Genomic DNA, 21995 nt, shown 5'->3' with positions numbered 1-21995 from the left:
ACTAATGGTATAAATTATTACATTATTAATGTATATAGTTAATATCCTAATAATCAATATGCCAAAATATGTTAATCGCATTGCTCAATCTATTGTATTAAAAGTCTATACTGATAAGGAACATTCTAGAATTAGAGTGTTTTATAAAAATGAAGATAGAGAAGATGGACAAATTGAAGAAACACTTTCAAATCAGCAAATTGCGGAGTTTTTAAATCAATTTGCCAATAAAGGAAAGCACCAAATTTTTATCAGTAAAAATGTAGAACAAGGTATAATTAAAGATATAGAAGGTATACGTAGAGAAAATGGTAGATATGTATATAAAGCGCCGAATTTATCAGCTGAAGAAAAATACAATAAATTATTTGAAAGTGAGCAAGCCATTCAATTTAATTTAAATGATTGCATATCAGATAGTATATCACAAATTGCACAATTGAAAGATAGATTTGAAGAAATTTTAGATTTTGATCCCGAAGAAGGATTATGTCATCCATTGAATTACTTTATTACTTTTATAAAACTAGAGAATAGGAAAGATTTTGTTGAATTTTGTGAGTCTAATAATATTATATCTGAACAAGATTTTATGGATTATATTGATGGAAGAAAAGAACAAACGGCTGAGTTATTAATTATGAAAGTTTTGTCGCAATTCTTACCCATTTTTCATATTCAGAGTATTGAGAAACGTGAAGGAGATCCGTTTTATGATGAGACAGTATATGAGCAAGGGTGTAACGATTTATCCTCAACAGAAGTATGGGTCTATACTAATCAAGAACAATTCAAACGTACTTTAAATGATGTAAAAATAGGATGCTACTTAGAATTTAATTTTTCTTGTTATGCTTGCAATAACAATAAAAGTGATAATGAAGATGATGAGAATATCGCACACTCTATGTTGGTATATAAAGCAGAGAATGATAAATATATATTTTTTGACCCTAGTAAAGGAGCGATTGGCTTTTGTCCTAATACAGGAATTGCCAGTTTTACATTAGAGGAAGTTTGTAGGACAATGGAACTTGCTGTAAATTGTTATTCATATAATAGACTTCTTTCAAAATTCATGAAAGGAGCTCTCTATTGTGAATAGAGGCAATCAAATTAAATCTTAAGCCAAAACGTTTTCGTCGATTTCTATATCTGTCAGAAATGATTTTAAACCTTTTCAATAAGCCGATTACGTTTTCAACTACCACTCTTCGTATAGAGAGAGATCTATTTTCTGCTTTTTTCTCCTTTGATAAAGGATTCTTTTTTGATCTTCTATGTGGTAATTCAACATTTTTATGTATCTTTTGCATTCCTCTGTAACCAGAATCAGCTAGGATCTTAGTTTGCGGTAATATTGCTATCTTTGATTCTCTAAACATCCGAAAATCATGTTTTCTACCATTGGAGAAAGATGTACATACGACCTTTTTACTCTTCTTCTCTGTTACTATTTGTGTTTTTATAGTATGCCTTTTTTTCTTTCCAGAGTAAAAGCGCTTTTGCTTTTTTTTGGCCTTTCTACTGCTGTTTCAGTTCCATCTATTACCAAAACTTCGTATTCTACATTACTATTTAATAGATCTTTTTTTCCTGGTAATGCAAAATCTGGATGTTTTATTAATGTGTCTTCTACCCACCTTATTATTTTAAAACAGTTGCTTTCACTCATGCCATAACTTTGTCCTATATGAAAATATGTACGATATTCTCTCATATATTCCAGTGCCATAAGTAATCTATCTTCTATACAAAGTTTGCTTTTTCTTCCACTTCTAGCTTTTTTCCTTTTATCCTCCTCATCTAGAATTTCTACCATTCTCTTAAATGTTGATTTTTTTACCCCCGTTAAACGTCGAAACTTTTCTCCTTCTAACTTTTCTATTTCCTTATATTTCATGCTTCCAAATACTTGATCTTACTCTCTCTCCCTCAATTTTGAAAGAAGTCTAATATGTATATTGAAAATTCTCCAGATCATTGTGAGATTTACGTTACGCTTAGAAATGCAACACTGATGTTAAAGAAAGCTGAAAAGCTTTACGAAACAATAGAAAGAACAAATTCAAAAATAATTGATATATCAGTTGATAAAGGCATGAATCAACTGTTGTTCACACCTGCAAGTCTGTGAACGGATCTAACTTGATCTTTTTGGCTATTTACCAAGTATAGACATCAGCTCGTCCCATTCCCTTTTACCAATGCCACTTTCTTCTTTCGTAACATTTTCTCCTTTAATTAATTTGCGAATTATTTCAAGACCAGTTTTTGAAATGTGGGCTGATTCTAGGCAATATTCAACAAAGGCATTGTAGGCCAATGGGACCCATTTTTTTATTATATCCAGCATAACTTCTGCATAAATTCTGATTTCATATTGGGCATGCTTATCAGCTCTAAGCTTCAAAAAATGAAGGAGGTTATGCAGATCTATTTTCCAATAAAATTGCGTGTAGTAATTAAGTGTTAGGTTAGTTCGGGCAATTTCTCTTGCAAGCCCCTGCTCAATAAATTTTTCATAATGAGAATATACTAAATTAGAGTCATTTGTTAGAGAATCTATTATTTCCTTTGAGGTATCTGGATCAAAAGCTTCCCCACTACCTTGTTTATTATTGTTAGATTGTTTTGCAACTTGTTCTGGTTTAGGTGTATAAAATTCATTATCAAGTATTGAATACCTTGCTGAATATTCATTCACATTTGCAGTTCTATGCCTTATCCACTGTCTTGCAATAAAAATTGGAAGTTTCACGTGAAACTTAATTTCACACATTTCAAATGGAGTTGTGTGATGATGTCTCATCAAATATTTTATAAGCGCCTCATCTTGATTTATCTGTTTCGTTCCCTTGCCATAAGAAACACGAGCAGCTTGAACTATAGCGCTATCAGAGCCCATATAATCCATCACTCGAATAAATCCATGATCTAATACCTTATGTTCTTCGTATAGAATGTCATCTATCTCTTTTACTATAGTTCGTTTATTCATAAAATATCCTCAAGACGAAATGGAGATATCAGCTCCACATGAATTGAGTTTTTCATCCATTGCTTCATATCCTCTCCATAAATGATGTGAATTGTTTATTATAGTTTCTCCACTAGCTACCAAAGAAGCAAGCACCAAAGCTGCTGTTGATCTTAAGTCAGTAGCATATAGATTAGCCCCAGATAAGCTTTTTATTCCACTTATAGTAGCTTTGCTTTTCTCGATGCTGATATTAGCACCTAATTTTCTCAATTCATCTGCATGTGCAAATCTGTTTTCAAAAATGTTCTCTTCAATTACTGATATCCCACCTGCAATGCACATTACAGACATCAGTTGTGGTTGCATATCACTGGGAAAGTTGGGGTATGGATCTGTTGCAACGTTAGCAGACTTAATAGAGCCATTTTTTCTGGAAATAACAATGCCTCCATCATACAGTTCAACCATAGCTCCTATAGTCTCCAACTCATTTGTAATACACCTTATATCAGATAGATTTATTCCTTTCAACTCCAACTTACCACCGGTTATTATAGCAGCTAGTGCATAGGTGCCTGCTTCTATGCGATCTGGTATTATTTTATGAACACATCCATTTAGTGCTTCAACTCCTGTTATTATGACCTTTGTATTATCAATTTCAATATCAGCACCCATTTTCTTCAGAAAATCTATTAAATCAAGAACTTCCGGCTCAGTTGCAGCATTGTTTATTGTTGTCACTCCTTCTGCAAGTGTTGCTGCCATTATTATGTTTTCTGTTGCGCCAACACTTATTTTCTCAAATGTGATTTCTTTTCCTTGTAGCTTTCCTTTCACTGTTGCAATTATATTATAGCCGTCAATTTCAATTTTAGCTCCCATTTCTTCTAATGCTTTAATATGCATATCAACGGGACGCTTTCCAATGTTGCATCCACCAGGAAACGCTGTTCTCGCTTTGCCAAATCTGCTAAGCATTGGACCCAATATTAGAAAGGAAGTTCTTAGCTTATTTGCGGTTTTATATGGCATCACGTGATTGTTGATATTGCTGCAGTCAATTTCCAAAGTATGATTTGCTTTATAATCTTTATTGCGTGTAAAATTCACTTTCGCTCCAAGACTCTCAAGCAGCTTAGACATTAGATGTACATCAATTAAATCAGGTACATTATACAAAATTACCGGGGAGCTACTCAATAGACTTGCTGCCATTATTGGTAAAACAGCATTTTTTGAGCCATTAATCTTGATTTTTCCGACCAGAGATTTATGGTTACTATTTACTAATATTTTGTGCATTTTAGATCTTACCAAATAAGTATAGTAAATCAACAGTAAAAGGCAAATTAAATGATAGTGTTTGGTCTAAAAAAACAGAATTGATTACACTTGTCCAAAGATGAGAGATGCATTAGTGCCACCAAAACCAAACGAATTAGAAAGAGCATATTGAATTTTATGCTCTTGAGCTTTAAGCGGTACAAAATTTAAATCACATCCTTCTGAAGGTTTATGTAAATTTAAGGTTGGCGGAATAATTCCATTATTTAACGCAAGAATACTGAATATTGCTTCAACGCTCCCTGCAGCACCAAGTAAATGTCCTATAGAAGATTTAGTTGAAGAAACAGGTATTTTATAAGCGTGATCACCGAATAACTGTTTCATTGCTATTACTTCAATTTTATCTCCAAGTGGTGTTGAAGTTCCATGTGCATTGATATACCCTACTTGATCGGGATTAATTTGTGTACTCCTTAAAGCGAGCTCCATTGCCTTAAGTGCGCCTCTTCCTTCTGGATGCGGTGCTGTAATGTGGTGCGCATCTCCTGTGAGTCCGTACCCAACCAGTTCAGCATGTATTTTTGCCCCCCTTTTTTTTGCATGTTCATATTCTTCCAGCACTAATATACCTGCTCCTTCACCCATGACAAATCCATCGCGTTCTTCATCCCATGGCCTTGAAGCTTCTTCCGGTTTATCGTTAAATTTAGTTGATAACGCCTTCATAGATGCAAAACCTGCAATTCCAACTCTACACAGTGCACTTTCTGCTCCACCTGCAATCATAACATCCGCTTCACCAAGTTTTATAGTTCTTGCTGAGTTTATGATTGCGTGCGCACCTGTTGCACATGCGGTTACTGCTGAATCGTTTGGACCTGTAAATTCGTATTTAATAGAAATATGGCCAGATATCAAATTTATTAGACTTGCAGGGACAAAAAATGGACTGACACGTCTGGGCCCTTTTTCCTGCATAGTAATAACATTTTCCTGAATTGACGGAAGACCACCTATACCAGAGCCAATAGTTACGCCAACACGTTCTCTATCTATTTTTGAATCTTCTAAAAATGAATCCTCCACAGCTTGAATCGCTGCTGCAATGCCGTAATGAATAAAACGATCCGTTCTTTTTAGATCTTTTTCAAAAATATAACCTACAGGATTAAAGTAATTCTCAATATTATCGGATTGCACAGGCACCTGCCCTGCAACCTTGCAAGCAAGATCAGAAGAGTCAAATCTATCCGTATTGATTGCTTTTATGCCAGACTCGCCTTTTATCAGCCTTGACCAAGTGTTGTCAACATCTGCCGCTAGTGGAGTGATTAAACCAACACCAGTGACTACTACTCTTCTGCTCATTTAACACTAACTATTAGCCTTTTTTATTATTAATGTACTCAACTATTTGCTCCATAGTTTCCATTTTTTGTGCATCTTCATCTGGAATTTCTATTCCGAACTCTTCTTCTGCCGCCATGATGATTTCAACTGCATCTAAACTGTCTGCACCATGCTCCGAAAGCTTTGAAGAGCTGTTGAATTTCTCTACATCCTTACTAATGTGCTCTAGTATAATCTTTTTCACTTTTTCTTCTATGTCTTCTCTAGTGCTCTTTGCTAGTTCGCTATTCACATTTCTTACCAAAAAAATAACCTATTCTTTGATGTTATAAAAAATTTTTATGTTTGCAATATCTTTTATAACTGGTAAACTACAGTAAAGTTTTCTACTGCCCTAGCTGACTAGCGTTACGTGCTAAACAATTAACAATTCAAAAATGCTAGACGAAATAACGAAAAATTTGCTTATTGTAGAAGTAAACAAACTCTTACCTGAAAATAGTGAGAATAAGCTTATATCAGCTATGCGTTATATACTCCTTGCTCCTGCAAAACATATACGCTCCTTTTTAGTCGTAGCTTCATCGCGAGTGTTTAACGTAGAAGCTAAAAAAGTAATATCAGTTGCTGCAGCAATTGAATTTGTTCATGCTTACTCTCTAATTCACGATGATTTACCGTGCATGGACAACAGTGATACTCGCAGAAGCCAGCTGAGCTGCCATAAAAAATTTGATGAAGCAACAGCAGTGCTTGCCGGAGATGCACTACTTACTCTGGCTTTTGAGGTATTATCTTCGTTAAATGAGAAACGCTGTGAGATCATAAAAGTGCTCTCTCAAGCAATAGGAATTAGGGGAATGGTAGGAGGACAGGCTTTAGATATTGACACAGATTTTAATAAAATAAAAGAAATTCATTTGATGAAAACCGCAAAACTGTTTGCAGCTTCGTGTGAAATAGGCGCTATAATAGGGGGTGCTACAGGCAAAGAGCGGAGAGCATTATATAACTATGGAATAAACCTAGGGCTTATCTTTCAAGTTAGGGATGATATTGAAGACTACGAACAAGATAAAACAAATAATCTAATGTCTGTGCTTGGTAAAAGTGAAGTAGAGGACTATATAGACGGCCTCTTTAAACAAGGCTTGGATAATTTGAGTGCGCTTTCAGGGGATACTAATTATTTATATGATTTATTAAATCAAGTAAAGAAAGATGGTTAGAAAAATTATATTACAAATGCTTATTTCTGTAGTAACGATTCTCACTTTAACTTCTACTTTTGTGTTTACTATTGTCTATATAAACAAAGGTAAACCGGAAAAAAAGGACAAGCTTTATGAGATAAGTGCCACGCATGGTGGTTTGATACAGACAATAGCACATTATCTAGTGAAGCCAATACTTGAATCAGCACTCGACCGCTATATTGAAAAGCATGGGCTAACAGAATATTTAGAAGAAATGACGCAGCAAAAGGAAGAAGATTCAATAAATTTTTATGAAATTACTGAAGGCAGTGGCAGTAAGGCTTTTTGTGGCCTGGAAGTCCTATTGCAAATATATAAAATTTCTAATAATAACTTAGCAACACTCCCTAGCAAAGTTTCTGATGTTACTTTGAAAATAGGTCAAGATGACCTAAAAGAAGTGAGTTTAGGGGTAATAGGTATGAAAGAAGGCGGAGAGCGTGTAGTTACTATTGCCAATGATAACAAAATGAATTTTAATTCTTATTACGTCAAACTGATTGAAGTAAAGGATAAATATCCCGACTCAGTAAATAATCTGATGGTTTTTAATGACTTAATTAACAAGACTGGAAAACAAGTAAGGTGCGGTGATGAGATATCGGTTAAATATAGCGTAAAGGAGCATAATGGGGAATATATAGTCAAAGATCAAACAGTGCAATTTAGGATTGGCGATAAAAAAATACCACTTGCTATAGAGCTTGGAGTTGTGGGAATGAGAGCTGGTAATAAAAGAACTATTCTTTCTCCACCTGACCTTTTGACTATTACTGACGATATGTTAATAAAAGACATAGATTATGATGAAGAAAATATCTCAATAATTGACTTAAGCTTAGATGTGAAGCAAGAGGTCGCAGCACACCATTCTACTGTTGAAAAACAGCCCAAGGAATATAGCTGAAATTTTAGGTATACTGGCTGATCTAGACTAAATTCTGTAATTTCATGATATTGAAAAATTCACCTTACGTTGTTATTCCAGCGCGTGACGCTAGGCCATAAAAAATTGCTTTACAAACTCCGCCAGCCCCCTTATCATGACAGTGAAGCTATTTCATTTAACTTCGCAATCTGTGCAGATTAAAACGACAAGAAAACTTGTATTTTGCGTACTATGCTTAATTTTTTGCACTATGTGTACCTTATGTCTTTATCAAATTTCTAGGTTTTTACCTATATAAGCTGAAACGCTCTTACAAAGCGTTCAAGACATCACCCAACGTCAAATTTTAAAATAGAGAGTGAATAACTAGCTACTGCGGGTTTTCTATGCCTTTTTTTTCTGCCTGGTAAATTTCTTAAATATTAAAGCTAAGGTTAGTTGCATTTAAAAGCAGCTAAATTGCAGCGTTTAAGACTTAAAAAACGCCAATACTGAAAATAGACAATAGACTTCTTTCAAAATTCATGAAAGGAGCTCTCTATTGTGAATAGAGGCAATCAAATTAAATCTTAAGCCAAAACGTTTTCGTCGATTTCTATATCTGTCAGAAATGATTTTAAACCTTTTCAATAAGCCGATTACGTTTTCAACTACCACTCTTCGTACCCCAGTTGCGGATTAGAAGTCAGTGAAAAAGATAGGGAAATAGGGTAAACTCCGGAAACATATTATCAAAAAGTAGAGAGGTTACCCATGAATAAAAATGTAACAGAATTATTTTGCTTTGTAGACGATTTTTGCAAGGCTATAAACAAAAATTTCGCAGAAAAACTCCTGCCAAACAGTAAAAAACCTACCAGAACGCCAGAGATTACGCATTCTGAAATTCTTACTATAATTTTACTTTATCAACAATCTAGATGTGAGGACTTTAAATCTTTCTATACATATTATTTGAAAGCACTATATGGATCTGAGTTTCAAAATTTGCCAACATATAGTAGATTTATTAGGCTAAAACCGAGGGTTTTATGGTATTTAGCATTACTTTTGCAATGGCTATGTGAGCAGTCGAAAATGACAGGGATTTCGTACATAGATGCAACATCTATCGCTGTTTGCCATCCAAAAAGAATCTCAAGAAACAAAGTTTTCAAAGGATTGGCAAAGCTTGGAAAGACTACATATGGCTGGTTTTTTGGTTTTAAATTGCATATGGTAATTAATGAAAAAGGTGAAATTCAAGGAGTTACACTTACTAAAGGTAACGTTGACGACAGAAAACCAGTACCAAAATTAACTGAAAAACTGACTGGTCTTTTGTTTGGTGATAAGGGCTATATAAAGAAAGAGCTCTTTGCAAAACTCTTCGATAGAGGACTAAAACTCGTTACCAAAGTAAAAAAAGGTATGAAAAACACATTAATGCTACTTGAAGAAAAGATTTTTTTAAGAAAAAGGTCGATTATTGAAACAGTTTTTGGCTACCTAAAAGACAGACTTGAGCTTGAGCATTCAAGGCACAGGTCTCCAATAAATTTCTTGGTGCACGTCTTTTCCACATTAGTTTCATATTCCATGAAGCCTAAAAAGCCCTGTATTTCTAGATTTTACTATATTGATTAATCCGCAACTGGGGTTTCGTATAGAGAGAGATCTATTTTCTGCTTTTTTCTCCTTTGATAAAGGATTCTTTTTTGATCTTCTATGTGGTAATTCAACATTTTTATGTATCTTTTGCATTCCTCTGTAACCAGAATCAGCTAGGATCTTAGTTTGCGGTAATATTGCTATCTTTGATTCTCTAAACATCCGAAAATCATGTTTTCTACCATTGGAGAAAGATGTACATACGACCTTTTTACTCTTCTTCTCTGTTACTATTTGTGTTTTTATAGTATGCCTTTTTTTCTTTCCAGAGTAAAAGCGCTTTTGCTTTTTTTTGGCCTTTCTACTGCTGTTTCAGTTCCATCTATTACCAAAACTTCGTATTCTACATTACTATTTAATAGATCTTTTTTTCCTGGTAATGCAAAATCTGGATGTTTTATTAATGTGTCTTCTACCCACCTTATTATTTTAAAACAGTTGCTTTCACTCATGCCATAACTTTGTCCTATATGAAAATATGTACGATATTCTCTCATATATTCCAGTGCCATAAGTAATCTATCTTCTATACAAAGTTTGCTTTTTCTTCCACTTCTAGCTTTTTTCCTTTTATCCTCCTCATCTAGAATTTCTACCATTCTCTTAAATGTTGATTTTTTTACCCCCGTTAAACGTCGAAACTTTTCTCCTTCTAACTTTTCTATTTCCTTATATTTCATGCTTCCAAATACTTGATCTTACTCTCTCTCCCTCAATTTTGAAAGAAGTCTAATGACCAGGGCTTCTTTTGCCTTTTTTTTCGTTTGGTAAATTTCTTGAACATTTATAGCTAAACGACAACCGTCATCCCGCTAGCGGGATCTAGAGATACCGCGGTGGTATGACGTGTTAGCTATACCTTTTTTCTACTTAGTTTGGGTTATGCAAGAAGTCTATTCTCAATTCGACTCCTGCAGATTAAAAATTAAGTTGAATAAAAATTGGGCTTGACGCACCACAGTTTAAGAAATTAAAAATTTAACAATTAGAATTATAATTACAGACCACAGCAAAAAATAGACTTTTCCATTTGATTTATTTTTAATTTGGATGTTTTCTAATTTTTTATCAGCTATTAGGTTTAATTTTTCTATAAGGCTAAGTATTCCTTGGATTGTTTTTATGGGATAAGAACTTCTAATTTTTTCCCTATACCCTATTTTATTTTCATGTTGACTGCTTATCCACGTTTCAACTACTTTCCACATATTGATTTCTGAGTAGATCTTTCTACATGTCCCTTCCAGTAAAATCATAGTTTTCTGCAGCAATAACAATTGTGTTTGAACTTTCATATCAAAATCACCAGTTATTTTTAATAGCTGAGCAAGTAAACTAGCAAATGAAATCTTCTGTATAGGCTGCCCAATAATGGGTTCACCTATTGCCCTGCAAGCTGTGACAAAATTTCTATGCTGTGATGAAACGTAACCAGCTTTAAAGTGCATTTTTGCAACGTGATCATAATCCCGATTTAAAAAGCCTTTGAGTATCTCTATAACGTAATAGCATGTCTCACGATCTATTCTACCCATGATTCCACAATCCAGGGCAATAATATTGTTATTACTATCAACCATTAGATTTCCAGGATGCATATCAGCATGAAAAAAACAATCCCTGTATACCTGATTACAAAACGATTCTATAAGGTTGATAGCTATTTGCTTATGTTTTTCAACTTCGTATATTGGCGTTGCTTCTATCCATTCTAATGTTAAAACCTTTCTTGAAGTTCTATTCCAATCTACTTCAGGTACATAAAAACCTTTGTCATTTTTTGTGTTTTCCTTTAATTCCGAAGAGTGAGCAGCTTCAAAACGTAGATCTAACTCTAATCGGCAAATTTCAGCAAAAGTTTTGACTAATTCAATCGGCTTCAGCCTTTTTGATTGTTCGCTAAATTTTTCTGCAATTTCCGCAAGCCAAGAAAGCATCTTTATATCCCTTGAGAATGTTTTCTCAATATTTGGCCTTAAAACCTTCACAGCAACTTCTTTACCCTCAGTTGTAACCGCTCTATGCACCTGAGAAATCGATGCTGCTGCAATTGGCTTTTCAGAAAAGCTTGAAAAAATGTCGCTCAATTTACAATTAAACTCACTTTCTATAGTTTTAACTGCTATTTTATGTGAAAACGATGGCAATCTATCACATATCAATAACAAGTTATTTGTTATATCCTCATTTAAAACATCAGTACGTGATGAGATAGACTGCCCAAACTTAATGAACACCGGACCTAATTTTTCAAGAGCATGCTTTAGTTTGTGGCCTTGTATTTTATTTATTGATTTCTTTGATGGTGGAAGTAAATAAGGTAATACATTGTAACGTGTCAGCACCGTAGTTATGTGCAGAAGACGCAAAATATTTTGAATCATTTCGCTGCGTAACTGCTAAATATTTCATTTAGGGTTCTATTTTTCATAATCTCATCAGGCTTACCTTGGCAATAGATAGTATTATTTATACAAATTATGTAATCTGAGGATGGTAGAGCAGAGTTAAGATCATGAGAAGTCATAAGAATCGATACCAATCGTTTTTTTGCTATTTTGCTTATAATATCATAGAACTTAGCCCGTGCGTTAATATCCATTGCACTAACTGGTTCATCTAGAATGATCAGGTCAGGCTCTGCAATTAAACAACGTGCAAGCAGTAGTAGTTGTGTTTGCCCTGCAGAAATTTCTAACACTTGATTCTTCAAAATGTTACCGATACCAACCAACTCTATCACTTCTGTAATAATGGATTGATTTTTCTTTAGTCTTTTCAAGGAGCTATTTAAAAGGAAATATTCAACTGTTATTGGCATCAAATTACTAACACTAAAATTTTGCGGCATGTAGCTAATTTTTGTGTTCTCAGCTAACACAATATTTCCAGTATAATTTTTATTTATACCAGCAATTGCTTTCACTAAAGAGGTTTTACCTCCACCATTTGGACCAAGTATTGTAATTACGTCTCCTCTTTTCATGAACATATTGATATTATCAAGGATTCTTTTACCATCATATGTGAGAGCGAGATTTTCTATTTTTAGAACATGATTATTGACATTATTTAATTTATTGACAAAATTTAACTTCTTCTCAACGTTTATATGAGACATTTACTGACTTTGTTTCTATTACTTTCATTTACACTATACTATAATATCGCCTTTTCATCCAATTTAAAAGTTGTAGCTACAATCAAACCTATCCACTCACTTGTAGCTTCTGTTACAGAAGGGATTTTAGAACCGGAATTGCTTGGCTATGCAACATCTGCACACAATTATATATTAAAGCCATCTGATGCGAGTAATTTAGAATCAAGTGACGTTATATTTTATGTTGACGATAACTTAGAGACGTTTGTTAAAACTTTCGCCAAAAATAATAAAGAACTAGTGCAATTGTCAAAGACAATTAACCTACTTCCTGCTCGGCCACATTCATTTTCTAGAAAAATTACTCATATTCAAGATGAAAAAGATTTGCACATTTGGCTGAGTCCCGAAAATGCAAAGAGCATGATACTTTCTATAAGTGCAACATTGTCTAACATAGATAAAGAAAATTCCCATCGATACAGTTCTAATGCAACAAAAGCTATAAAAAAAATAGACCAAGAAGTAAAAGAAATCATGAAAGAACTGAATGATTTTAAAAATCAAAAATACATCGTTACTCATGATGCTTATCAATATTTTGAAAAATATTTCGGTCTAAATCATCCAAGCGCTATTCTTTCTATAGAAGAGGATTCTTACATAGGTATGAAGAGTTTAATGAAGCTAAAAAAGATAATGAAGGAAGAAAACGTTAAATGTATATTTGCTCATTCACAGGAAGATAGCATAAAGCCTAATGCCCTTTCTAATGACGCAAAAATGGTAGTTCTTGACCCTATTGGATCAGACATAGAGCCTGGAAAAGATGCATATCTAGCTATAATCAATAGCATTGCACAAAATTTTAAGTCTTGTTTTGTTGAGTAATAAGCTCCCTTTTAGCTTACCGTTTTATTGTTCTGCAATTTTTAAATTACCATTTGTTCTTTACATATTATGCAGGTTTAGAATTATGCTTTATTCTTACGTTTATGTCTTGGTCCAAAGCAACCAATAAGTTAAGCAAGTATTCTAAGGAGAACCCTTCGACTTTTAATCTATTGATTTGAGATACTTTAGGTTGATCAATCTTTAGAGCGATTGCTGCTTTTTTCTGTGTTTTGTACCTTATATTTATTAATTGTGCAATGACCTTTATTAATCTCAGCTTTGTATCTTTCACATCCCCCAACTCTACCATTATAGGGTAACTTAATTGTAGACTTTGCATAATAATAAACTTTCCTATAAAAAAACTACTTTAATTTTTCTTCTTTAAATAGAACATGCCTTCTGACTACTGGGTCATACTTTCTAAATTCCAGTTTTCTGGTGAGCTTTTTTGGATTACGCTTTTTTACATAAAAATAGCCTGTTGATTTTTCTTCACCAGCTCTTGTTGTCTTGGTTGCAGTGCTGACTAACTTAACAAGCAAAGAAGCATTTTTTTTCGCCATACTTATAATGATATAATAAATTCTATGCGAGTTTATTACGCAAAATACTAAAAGTCAATCGAATAATGCAGATTGCAAAATCCTTGACAATCAACAGTGCATTAAGTAGCATAAAGTTAACTTCAGAATAAAAAGCAAACGGTAAATAAGTGACAAATAGTGGTAAAAGGGTATTATTGATAGAAAATTCTATCTGTTCTAATGAGGTAAGAGTTGCCTTGTCAGTTAATAACAAGGTTGTAGAATTTGAACAAGAATTCAAGGAAAAAAAACAATTAAGAGGTAATATATACGTTGCTTATATAAAGCGTATAGAGCCTTCTTTGCAAGCCGTATTTATTGAATACGGAAAAAATAAGCAAGGTTTTTTGTCTTTTTCCGAGATATCTCTAGATTACTTCAATATTCCAGAAAAAGAAAAGGAAACTATTTTTGAGGGCTACTCAAATGACGATTGTATAGAAGAAGCCCCAGCAAGTGTCTCTTTAGATTCTGCAGCTAGTAAGAATGTTAACGAGTCAGGTAGTGGTTTTGTAAGAGAGGTACCTTTATATAAAAAATACAAATTACAAGATGTTATTTCAGTAAATCAAAAAGTATTGGTTCAGCTAACTAAAGAGGAACGAGGCAATAAAGGAGCTTCATTTACAACATACATAACTTTAGTGGGTAGATACTGTGTTTTCATGCCAAATTCCATGAGTAAAGGTGGAGTGTCTCGCAGAATTGAAGATGTTAATGTCAGAAAGCAGTTAAAGGAGCTACTGAGTTCAATAAACTTGCCAAAAAGATCAGGTTTAATAGTAAGAACTGTTGGTTCAGGAAAAAGTAAGAAAGAAATTGAGCAGGATTATAATTATTTATCCTCATTATGGCAGAGCATTCAAAAAAATGCCTTCTCTGTGAATGCTCCATCATTAATTTACAACGAAGCAGATGTAATTATGAGATCTGTTCGTGATTTTTGTAGCGATGGTATAGAAGTTATAGTGTCTGGAAAGGAAGCTTTTGAAGCAGTGAGGCAATATGCTAACAATGCACTAAAAGGTAGTAAGTTGCGCTATAGATTGTATAGAGGTTATGTTCCGATCTTTACTTACTACGGAATCGAAGATCAAATTTCTGAGTTATATAGCAATAGAGTAGAGATGCCATCTGGTGGGTCTTTGGTAATAACTTTAACTGAGGCGTTTGTTTCAATAGACGTAAATTCAGGAAAGATGACAGGAGAAGATAGCATAGAAGAAACAGCTTATAGAACCAATATGGAAGCAGTACCTGAAATATCAAGACAGGTGAATCTTAGGGGCCTATCAGGATTAATAGTAGTCGATTTTATTGACATGTTGAAATATCAGTATTGCAGAGCTGTTGAGTCTGCTATAAAGCAAGCGTTTAAAGACGATAAAGCTAAAGTTCAATTTAGCTACATAAATGACTTTGGTTTAATGGTATTTTCAAGACAAAGAATTAAACCAAACATACAAGAAATTAATACTACAGAGTGTTTACACTGCAAGGGTATTGGAAGAGTAAAATCAAACGAAGTAATTGTTTCATCAATACTAAGGGATTTACAACATATTGCTAACAAGAATCGAAATAAGTCTTTTGATTTAGTAGCACACAGTGCAGTTATAGCGCACATTTTTAATAACAAACGCAATACAGTTTCTACAATCGAAAAAGAGTTTAATATTACATTGAACGTTAGTATTAATAACAGTTTAGATGTAAATGCATTTGTTTTAAAACAAGGAGATGATGTTAATTTAAACGGTTATAAGCCATTACAGAACTCTGGATACCAAATTGGGGATAGCAGCAATGAAGAAGCTGATAATTCAAATAAACTACGAGGCAATTTTTGGCTGACTAAGTGGCTTTCGCGCCTTTTAAGTTCTAATAACTAATTAGAAACTTAAATTGGGCTTGTAATTAATGAGTCCTATACTTATATATTCTTATATCAGATAATATTTACAATGGGGTACTCATTATGGGAAGAGCAATAGGTATAGATCTCGGGACAACAAATTCTTGTGTTGCAATAATGCAGGGCAAAGATACAAAGGTAATAGAGAATAAAGAAGGAGCAAGAACTACTCCATCTATAGTTGCATTTACTTCATCAGGAGAAAAATTGATTGGTGCTCCAGCAAAAAGGCAAGCAACCACCAATGCAAGTAATACCTTTTTTGCTACTAAGAGATTAATAGGCCGTCAATACGGTGATTCTGAAATGAAAAATCTAAATGTGCCGTATAAAGTGTTTGCAGCAAAAAATGGTGACGCATGGGTTAAAACCACTGATAATAAAGAATACTCTCCTAGCCAAATTGGTGCATTTATACTACAAAACATGAAAGAAGCAGCAGAAGCTTATCTTGGAGAGGAAGTAAAAGATGCTGTGATAACAGTGCCAGCATACTTCAATGACTCTCAACGTCAAGCAACAAAAGATGCAGGAAAAATCGCTGGATTAAATGTACTCAGAATAGTAAATGAACCGACTGCCGCAGCGCTTGCTTATGGTCTTGATAAAAAACATGGACACACAATAGTGGTGTATGATCTTGGTGGTGGTACATTTGATGTTTCAATACTTGAAATAGGTGAAGGGGTTTTTGAAGTAAAGGCTACAAATGGTGACACTCATCTTGGAGGTGAAGACTTTGATAATGGAGTAATGAGTTATTTACTAGATGAATTCAAGAAAAGTAATGGCATTGATTTGAGAAATGATCCAATGGCTATGCAAAGAATCAAAGAAGCTGCTGAAAAAGCAAAAATTGAATTATCAAGCGCAATGGAAACGGAAATAAATCTACCGTTTATTACAGCTGATGCAAGTGGCCCAAAACACTTAAATATGAAATTAACAAGAGCAAAGCTTGAAAGCTTAGTGAATAATTTAATCGAAAGAACTATGGCTCCTTGTAAAAAAGCTCTTGAGGATGCTGGCTTGTCTGCTAGTCAAATTGGCGAAGTAGTTCTTGTTGGTGGCATGACTCGTATGCCAAAGGTCATAGAGAAAGTTAAAGAATTCTTTGGCAAAGATCCACATAGAGGAGTCAATCCTGATGAAGTTGTAGCAATTGGAGCTGCAATACAGGCGGGAATCATTCAAGGTGATGTAAGAGATGTATTACTACTTGACGTGACTCCACTTTCTCTTGGTATTGAAACTCTAGGAGGAGTATTTACTCCACTTATTGAACGTAATACTACTATTCCCACTAAAAAATCTCAGGTATTTTCAACTGCAGAAGATAACCAAACAGCCGTTACAATTAAGGTACATCAAGGTGAAAGAAAATTGGCAGTTGATAACAAGCTACTTGGCCAGTTTAGTTTGGAGGGGATACCTCCTGCTCCGCGCGGAAGGCCACAAATTGAAGTGACGTTCGACATAGATGCAAATGGAATAGCGCATGTTTCTGCAAAAGATAAAGCTACTGGAAAAGAGCAAAAAATACGCATTCAATCTTCAGGTGGTCTGTCTGATGATGAAATAAATCGCATGGTGAAAGAAGCTGAAGAAAAAGCTCACGAGGATGAAAAGCATAAGAAATTTATTGAAGTGAAGAACCAGGCGGATAGCTTAGTTCATTCTACAGAAAAGTCTCTGACAGAGTATGGTGATAAAGTCTCACCTGAAGATAAATCTGCTATTGAAAGTGCACTGAATGAACTGAAAGAGGCTAGTAAATCTGATAACATTGATGACGCTGATTCAATACAGCAGAAAGTTACTAATCTTTCTCAATTATCTATGAAACTTGGGGAAGCTATGTATCAAGCATCTCAACAAAATAGTGCTGAAAATGGCTTTTCATCAGAAGGAAATCCAAATGATAAAGAAGAAAAAGTAGTAGATTCTGATTATCAAGACATAGATAATAAGGAAGAGAATAAGTAATTGTGATCACTTTTCCTGTCATCCAAGTAGCTGACACTGGAATCCAGTTTCCATATAATCTTATCGAAAACGTTGTAACCACTTTCTATGCTAGTTTACAAGCAAACTTTCCTGGATCCAAGTAGTCAGGGCACTGGGATGACACCCTTTGGTTTTTTATATGATTATGCAAGAAATCTAGTGTAGATTTTTATTTATTTTATAAGATTGAAGTGTTACAGTAGCGAGCTTACAACACTACTGTTTTGTAAATTTAGTGAATAAAATTACTTCTTTAACTTTATTGAAGCGAAAAACTGATTTCCATTGCGGTAAATGAGCAACATTATTAAATCTTTGCCGCTTTTCTTTACTGCTAAATCAACTTGTTTTTGAAAATCGTTAGTATTTTCTATATCAGTTCCATCTAATTGGATAATGATGTCCCCTTTTTTAATACCACGCAGCGTGGCATTACTGTTACTATCTACATTGGTAACTATCACACCTTTTGTAGGATTACTTTCTTTTGATTCTTTTGGCAGATTTGAAACAGTTAAACCGGTTACATAATCAGATGTTGATTTATTTTCTTCTTGATTGTTATCTTGGCCATCATTTGTAGATTCTCCGATCACAACTTTAATATTAACCTCTTTGCCCTTTCTAAGTAACTTAACTTGCACTTTTTTCTCAGGTCCGGCTCTTGAAACCATTTGAGGTAATTGTGTCATTCTGTCGATTTTTTTACCATCGAATTCTAATAATATATCACCTACTTTAATACCACCTTTTTCTGCAGGGCTATCCTTTACTATACTTGCAACCAGTGCACCTTTTGTATCTTTTAAACCCAAAGACTCAGCAAATTCTTTCGTTATAGGCTGAACTTGCACACCAAGCCAACCATGTTTTATTTTTTTGCCACTTTTTAATGTGTCAATAATTGACATAGCTAAATTAGATGGTATGGCAAAACCTATACCCACGTTGCCGCCAGACTCAGATGGAGAATAGATAGCAGTATTAATACCTATAACTTTTCCATTTAAATCAAATAACGGTCCTCCAGAGTTACCCCTATTAATTGCAGCATCAGTTTGAATAAATTCATTCATAGTGCCGATACTAATGTCCCTGGACCTTGCAGATATAATTCCTGTGCTTACAGAGCCACCCAAACCAAATGGGTTACCTATTGCCATAACCGTATCACCAACCCTTGCTTTATCAGAATCACCAAATGCAACAGAAGAAAGATCTTTATCAGAATTAATCTTAAGCACAGCAAGATCAGTTCTTGCATCATAGCCTAAAACTTCTGCTTTGAAATAAGTATTATCGTTCATAGTAACTGTGATATCTTTGGCGTTTTTAATAACGTGATAATTGGTTACTATAGTTCCACCTTTATCTATAATAAACCCAGAACCAAGCAACACCACCTCTTTGTTAACACTAGGGCCCCTATCCATAAAAAACTGATCAAAATGCTCAAAAAACTCTCTAAAATCATCAAAAAAATTATTTCCTGGCATAGATGGAACTCTAGTTCTACTGTTATTTTCTTGTTTGATGATTTGTTCGCTTGAAATATTTACAACCGCAGGAATGAGTTCTTCCACTAAATCGGCAAGTCCTTGATATGCAGTAGTGCTAGCACTAACGACCTTTTTTGCATTCCAATCAAACATATTAGCGTACGAAGAAAACGCAATTAGAAAATATGCAAATATAGATAAAATAAATGCCTTACTTTTCATAAATTATTTCCATCCTTTATTTAAAATATCTAAAAAGTTATTATTTGGTGAAAGTACAAATTTAGTATTATTTTCGGCAAATGATTTACTGTAAGCACTCATAGAGCGATAAAAGTTAAAGAACTCTTCATCAACCTTAAATGCCTCATTATAAATTCTAGTTGCTTCAGCATAACCACGACCCCTTATTTCATACGATTCTTTTACTGCACTGGAGATAATTTCCCTTTTTAATTTATCAGCTTTTGATCTAACTTCCTGCCCAGCTTGCTCTCCTTCTGCTCTAATTTCTTTTGCTTCTTTTTCCCTTTCAGTTTGCATACGGCGAAATATTGCAGAACTATTTTCTTCTGGTAAATCTGCTCTCTTAATTCTTACATCTATTATTTCTATGCCAAATTTTTCAGCTTCAGAATAAACTCCACGCTGAATCAATTGCATAACCTCTGATCTTTTTTCGTTCAACAAACTAATCAACGAAAATCTGCCTATATTTTCTCTTATGTGTGCTTCTATAACCGGATACAATCTTCTAACCAGCCCTGATTCATTTTTCACAGCCTGGTAAAAAGTAACAGGATTTGTTATTTTATATTTTGCATACGCATCTACTATAATACGTTTTTGATCCGCTGTTATCACTTCTCTTGGAGTTTTGTCAGGACTTAAATCTAAAACTCTTTTCTCAAGAAACTCTACACTATTTATGAATGGTAACTTAAAATATAAGCCACTTTCCCTAACATCCCTTACAACTTTACCGAGTTGCATAACTATCGCTTGCTTTGTTTCTTGCACAACAAATATTGAATTAAATAAAACAATCAATAAAACAACAAATACAGAAGCAAAAACAATTTTAATATTACTACTCATGGTTATTTCCCTAAATTTGTAAGAGGTAAATAAGAAAACATACCTTTCAGATCATCAGTTACAACAACTTTGTCTACCTTACTGAAAATATTTTCCATAGTTTCAAGATAAATACGGTTCTTAACGAGAGAAGGGTTCTGTCTATATTCCTCATAAAGAGATAAAAAGCGATTTGCATTACCTTTTGCTTCATTTATTATTTCATTCTCATATGCCTCTGCATCTAATTTTATCTTTATCGCTTCACCTTTTGCTCGAGGTATGATATCATTACTATAAGAATATGCTTCGTTTATAGTACGCTCTTTATCTGCACGAGCACTTTGCACATCTCTAAATGAGCTAATTACTTTTTCTGGTGGATCGATTTTTTTCATTTGGACAGATAAAATTTCTATGCCCATTTGGTATCCATCAAGAATCTGTTGCAATAAAATTCTGGTATCTCTGGAAATTTCGGCTCTCCCTTGACCTTCCAGTGCAAAAGAAATCGTATTCTTACCTATTATCTCCCTCATAGCACTTTCAGCAGCGTTTTTAACGCTTAAACCAGGTTGATGATCCCGTACTTTGAATAAATAGTCCTTAGCATCTCTAACGCGCCACTGAATTTCGAAGTTAACATTGACTATATTTTCATCTCCAGTTAGCATCACACCTTCACCGCGATCTGTATCTCGCCCATAAGAACTACTTACCCCAATTTCTTCACGATTTACTTCCTTAACGTTCACTTTAAAAACCTTGCCAATAGGGTAGGGGAAGTGATAACGCAAACCAGGTGTTTCTGTATTAGAATATTTACCAAAGGTAAGTTCTATGCCTTCTTCACCGGGGTGAACAATATAAAAGCCAGTGCAAGCATAGAACAGCAAAATAATGACAATGATGAAATAAGGTTTTTTGCCCCTGTTTCTGGTTAATCCATTAAGAAAGAACCTTATATCAGATACAGCTTTACTTAAAATATCTTCATTATTAGGAGTTTTGTTCCCTACCGATTTCTTTCCCAGATTCCAAGGATTATTATCATCAAACATAATGATTGATTCTATAATTAATACGCTAATATTACTCACTTTATAAGAAAATGCAAAACTATTTTATTTACAAATTAATTATCGGAGCGAAGGACATGATCATACACTTCCTTTTCCCTATGTAATATGGTCGATTCTACAGAATTTTCCGGTTTTTTTTTAAATTCTTTATTGTCACTCTTTAAGTGCACTACGTCTTCGTGAAAATGGGAATTATACCTAAATAGTAAAGCTATTATTATTAAAGTTATAACAGCCAAAAAGATGAGTGCCCTTTTTCTATACCTCATAAATTGCTGCAGCTTCTTAACCTAATTTTCTACGCTACCACAAAACACGTCAAGCAAAATTATCCTTAAATAAATAAACGTTCGCAATCAATTTAACACTAACTTAAGAATCAAGGGATACAATTATAATATATTTAATTAATA

General features: G+C 34.0%; 21 protein-coding genes and 2 pseudogenes. 8 read left to right on the top strand and 15 right to left on the bottom strand.

Going from position 1 to position 21995, the window contains the following annotated elements:
- Positions 1 to 58: 58 nt before the first annotated feature.
- The gene (locus NBW37_RS07010; protein ID WP_250296298.1) at positions 59 to 1105 is read left to right on the top strand and encodes a hypothetical protein; all 1047 of its coding nucleotides are present in this window, start codon (positions 59 to 61) and stop codon (positions 1103 to 1105) included.
- Here NBW37_RS07010 and NBW37_RS07005 read toward each other — a convergent pair.
- Positions 1077 to 1903, bottom strand: a protein-coding gene (locus tag NBW37_RS07005; RefSeq protein ID WP_250295841.1) for an IS5 family transposase whose coding sequence is annotated in 2 segments (ribosomal slippage) — positions 1077 to 1516 and positions 1516 to 1903 — 828 coding nt in all. Because the reading frame shifts where the segments join, the coding sequence is not laid out codon by codon here. The genes NBW37_RS07010 and NBW37_RS07005 overlap by 29 nt on opposite strands.
- 54 nt (positions 1904 to 1957) lie before the next feature.
- Between NBW37_RS07005 and NBW37_RS07000 the strand changes: the two genes are divergently transcribed.
- A complete protein-coding gene (locus tag NBW37_RS07000; RefSeq protein WP_250296296.1) occupies positions 1958 to 2137 on the top strand; it encodes a hypothetical protein in 180 nt (59 codons plus the stop codon).
- A gap of 24 nt (positions 2138 to 2161) precedes the next feature.
- Here the strand turns inward: NBW37_RS07000 and thyX are convergent, their stop codons facing one another.
- The 4 genes from thyX to acpP form a co-directional block, all read right to left on the bottom strand.
- Positions 2162 to 3001: an FAD-dependent thymidylate synthase gene (gene thyX / locus NBW37_RS06995; RefSeq protein ID WP_250296295.1), complete on the bottom strand. Its 840-nt coding sequence runs from the start codon at positions 2999 to 3001 to the stop codon at positions 2162 to 2164.
- Positions 3002 to 3010: 9 nt separating this feature from the next.
- Complete coding sequence (murA, locus tag NBW37_RS06990; protein ID WP_250296294.1) at positions 3011 to 4288, bottom strand: UDP-N-acetylglucosamine 1-carboxyvinyltransferase; 1278 nt, start codon at positions 4286 to 4288, stop codon at positions 3011 to 3013.
- 84 nt (positions 4289 to 4372) lie between these two features.
- On the bottom strand, positions 4373 to 5641 hold the full coding sequence (fabF, locus tag NBW37_RS06985; RefSeq protein WP_250296293.1) for a beta-ketoacyl-ACP synthase II: 1269 nt from the start codon (positions 5639 to 5641) through the stop codon (positions 4373 to 4375).
- Between the two features lie 13 nt (positions 5642 to 5654).
- The gene (gene acpP / locus NBW37_RS06980) at positions 5655 to 5915 is read right to left on the bottom strand and encodes an acyl carrier protein (RefSeq protein ID WP_182158739.1); all 261 of its coding nucleotides are present in this window, start codon (positions 5913 to 5915) and stop codon (positions 5655 to 5657) included.
- Between the two features lie 145 nt (positions 5916 to 6060).
- On the opposite strand from acpP, the gene NBW37_RS06975 reads away from it, so the two are divergent.
- On the top strand, positions 6061 to 6852 hold the full coding sequence (locus NBW37_RS06975; protein ID WP_250296292.1) for a polyprenyl synthetase family protein: 792 nt from the start codon (positions 6061 to 6063) through the stop codon (positions 6850 to 6852).
- Positions 6845 to 7786, top strand: a complete 942-nt coding sequence (locus NBW37_RS06970) for an FKBP-type peptidyl-prolyl cis-trans isomerase (RefSeq protein WP_250296290.1) — start codon at positions 6845 to 6847, stop codon at positions 7784 to 7786. Before NBW37_RS06975 ends, NBW37_RS06970 begins: the two co-directional genes overlap by 8 nt.
- 504 nt (positions 7787 to 8290) lie before the next feature.
- Here NBW37_RS06970 and NBW37_RS06965 read toward each other — a convergent pair.
- Positions 8291 to 8431, bottom strand: a pseudogene (locus NBW37_RS06965) (IS5/IS1182 family transposase); the annotation flags it as partial.
- Between the two features lie 90 nt (positions 8432 to 8521).
- Between NBW37_RS06965 and NBW37_RS06960 the strand changes: the two are divergent.
- Positions 8522 to 9394: an IS982 family transposase gene (locus NBW37_RS06960; protein ID WP_250295817.1), complete on the top strand. Its 873-nt coding sequence runs from the start codon at positions 8522 to 8524 to the stop codon at positions 9392 to 9394.
- 21 nt (positions 9395 to 9415) lie between these two features.
- On the opposite strand, the pseudogene NBW37_RS06955 reads toward NBW37_RS06960, so the two are convergent.
- The 3 genes and pseudogenes from NBW37_RS06955 to NBW37_RS06945 form a co-directional block, all read right to left on the bottom strand.
- Positions 9416 to 10098, bottom strand: a pseudogene (locus NBW37_RS06955) (IS5 family transposase); the annotation flags it as partial.
- A gap of 282 nt (positions 10099 to 10380) precedes the next feature.
- Positions 10381 to 11802: a 2-polyprenylphenol 6-hydroxylase gene (gene ubiB, locus NBW37_RS06950; RefSeq protein WP_250296289.1), complete on the bottom strand. Its 1422-nt coding sequence runs from the start codon at positions 11800 to 11802 to the stop codon at positions 10381 to 10383.
- Positions 11799 to 12539, bottom strand: coding sequence for a metal ABC transporter ATP-binding protein (locus NBW37_RS06945; RefSeq protein WP_250296288.1), 741 nt, complete (start codon positions 12537 to 12539; stop codon positions 11799 to 11801). Before NBW37_RS06945 ends, ubiB begins: the two co-directional genes overlap by 4 nt.
- On the opposite strand from NBW37_RS06945, the gene NBW37_RS06940 reads away from it, so the two are divergent.
- Positions 12531 to 13412, top strand: a complete 882-nt coding sequence (locus NBW37_RS06940) for a zinc ABC transporter substrate-binding protein (protein ID WP_250296287.1) — start codon at positions 12531 to 12533, stop codon at positions 13410 to 13412. The genes NBW37_RS06945 and NBW37_RS06940 overlap by 9 nt on opposite strands.
- 67 nt (positions 13413 to 13479) lie before the next feature.
- Here the strand turns inward: NBW37_RS06940 and NBW37_RS06935 are convergent, their stop codons facing one another.
- Positions 13480 to 13755: a helix-turn-helix domain-containing protein gene (locus tag NBW37_RS06935; protein ID WP_250296286.1), complete on the bottom strand. Its 276-nt coding sequence runs from the start codon at positions 13753 to 13755 to the stop codon at positions 13480 to 13482.
- Positions 13756 to 13780: 25 nt separating this feature from the next.
- Complete coding sequence (rpmG, locus tag NBW37_RS06930) at positions 13781 to 13981, bottom strand: 50S ribosomal protein L33 (RefSeq protein ID WP_250296285.1); 201 nt, start codon at positions 13979 to 13981, stop codon at positions 13781 to 13783.
- 149 nt (positions 13982 to 14130) lie between these two features.
- Between rpmG and NBW37_RS06925 the strand changes: the two genes are divergently transcribed.
- Entirely contained in the window at positions 14131 to 15894 is a 1764-nt protein-coding gene (locus NBW37_RS06925) for an Rne/Rng family ribonuclease (RefSeq protein WP_250296284.1), read from the top strand.
- Between the two features lie 86 nt (positions 15895 to 15980).
- Complete coding sequence (gene dnaK, locus NBW37_RS06920) at positions 15981 to 17903, top strand: molecular chaperone DnaK (RefSeq protein WP_250296283.1); 1923 nt, start codon at positions 15981 to 15983, stop codon at positions 17901 to 17903.
- A 266-nt stretch (positions 17904 to 18169) separates the two neighbouring features.
- On the opposite strand, the gene NBW37_RS06915 is transcribed toward dnaK, so the two are convergent.
- The 4 genes from NBW37_RS06915 to NBW37_RS06900 all read right to left on the bottom strand — a co-directional run bounded on the left by NBW37_RS06915 (position 18170) and on the right by NBW37_RS06900 (position 21851).
- Complete coding sequence (locus tag NBW37_RS06915; protein ID WP_250296281.1) at positions 18170 to 19645, bottom strand: DegQ family serine endoprotease; 1476 nt, start codon at positions 19643 to 19645, stop codon at positions 18170 to 18172.
- A gap of 3 nt (positions 19646 to 19648) precedes the next feature.
- On the bottom strand, positions 19649 to 20521 hold the full coding sequence (hflC, locus tag NBW37_RS06910; RefSeq protein ID WP_250296280.1) for a protease modulator HflC: 873 nt from the start codon (positions 20519 to 20521) through the stop codon (positions 19649 to 19651).
- A 2-nt stretch (positions 20522 to 20523) separates the two neighbouring features.
- Positions 20524 to 21561, bottom strand: a complete 1038-nt coding sequence (gene hflK, locus NBW37_RS06905; RefSeq protein WP_250296279.1) for an FtsH protease activity modulator HflK — start codon at positions 21559 to 21561, stop codon at positions 20524 to 20526.
- A gap of 74 nt (positions 21562 to 21635) precedes the next feature.
- A complete protein-coding gene (locus NBW37_RS06900) occupies positions 21636 to 21851 on the bottom strand; it encodes a hypothetical protein (protein ID WP_250296278.1) in 216 nt (71 codons plus the stop codon).
- Between the last annotated feature and the right edge of the window lie 144 nt (positions 21852 to 21995).

This window comes from Wolbachia endosymbiont of Oedothorax gibbosus, from assembly GCF_936270145.1.
Lineage (GTDB): Bacteria > Pseudomonadota > Alphaproteobacteria > Rickettsiales > Anaplasmataceae > Wolbachia.
The sequence above is the reverse complement of the archived record's forward strand: the minus strand, read 5'-3'. Positions and strand labels throughout refer to the sequence as shown.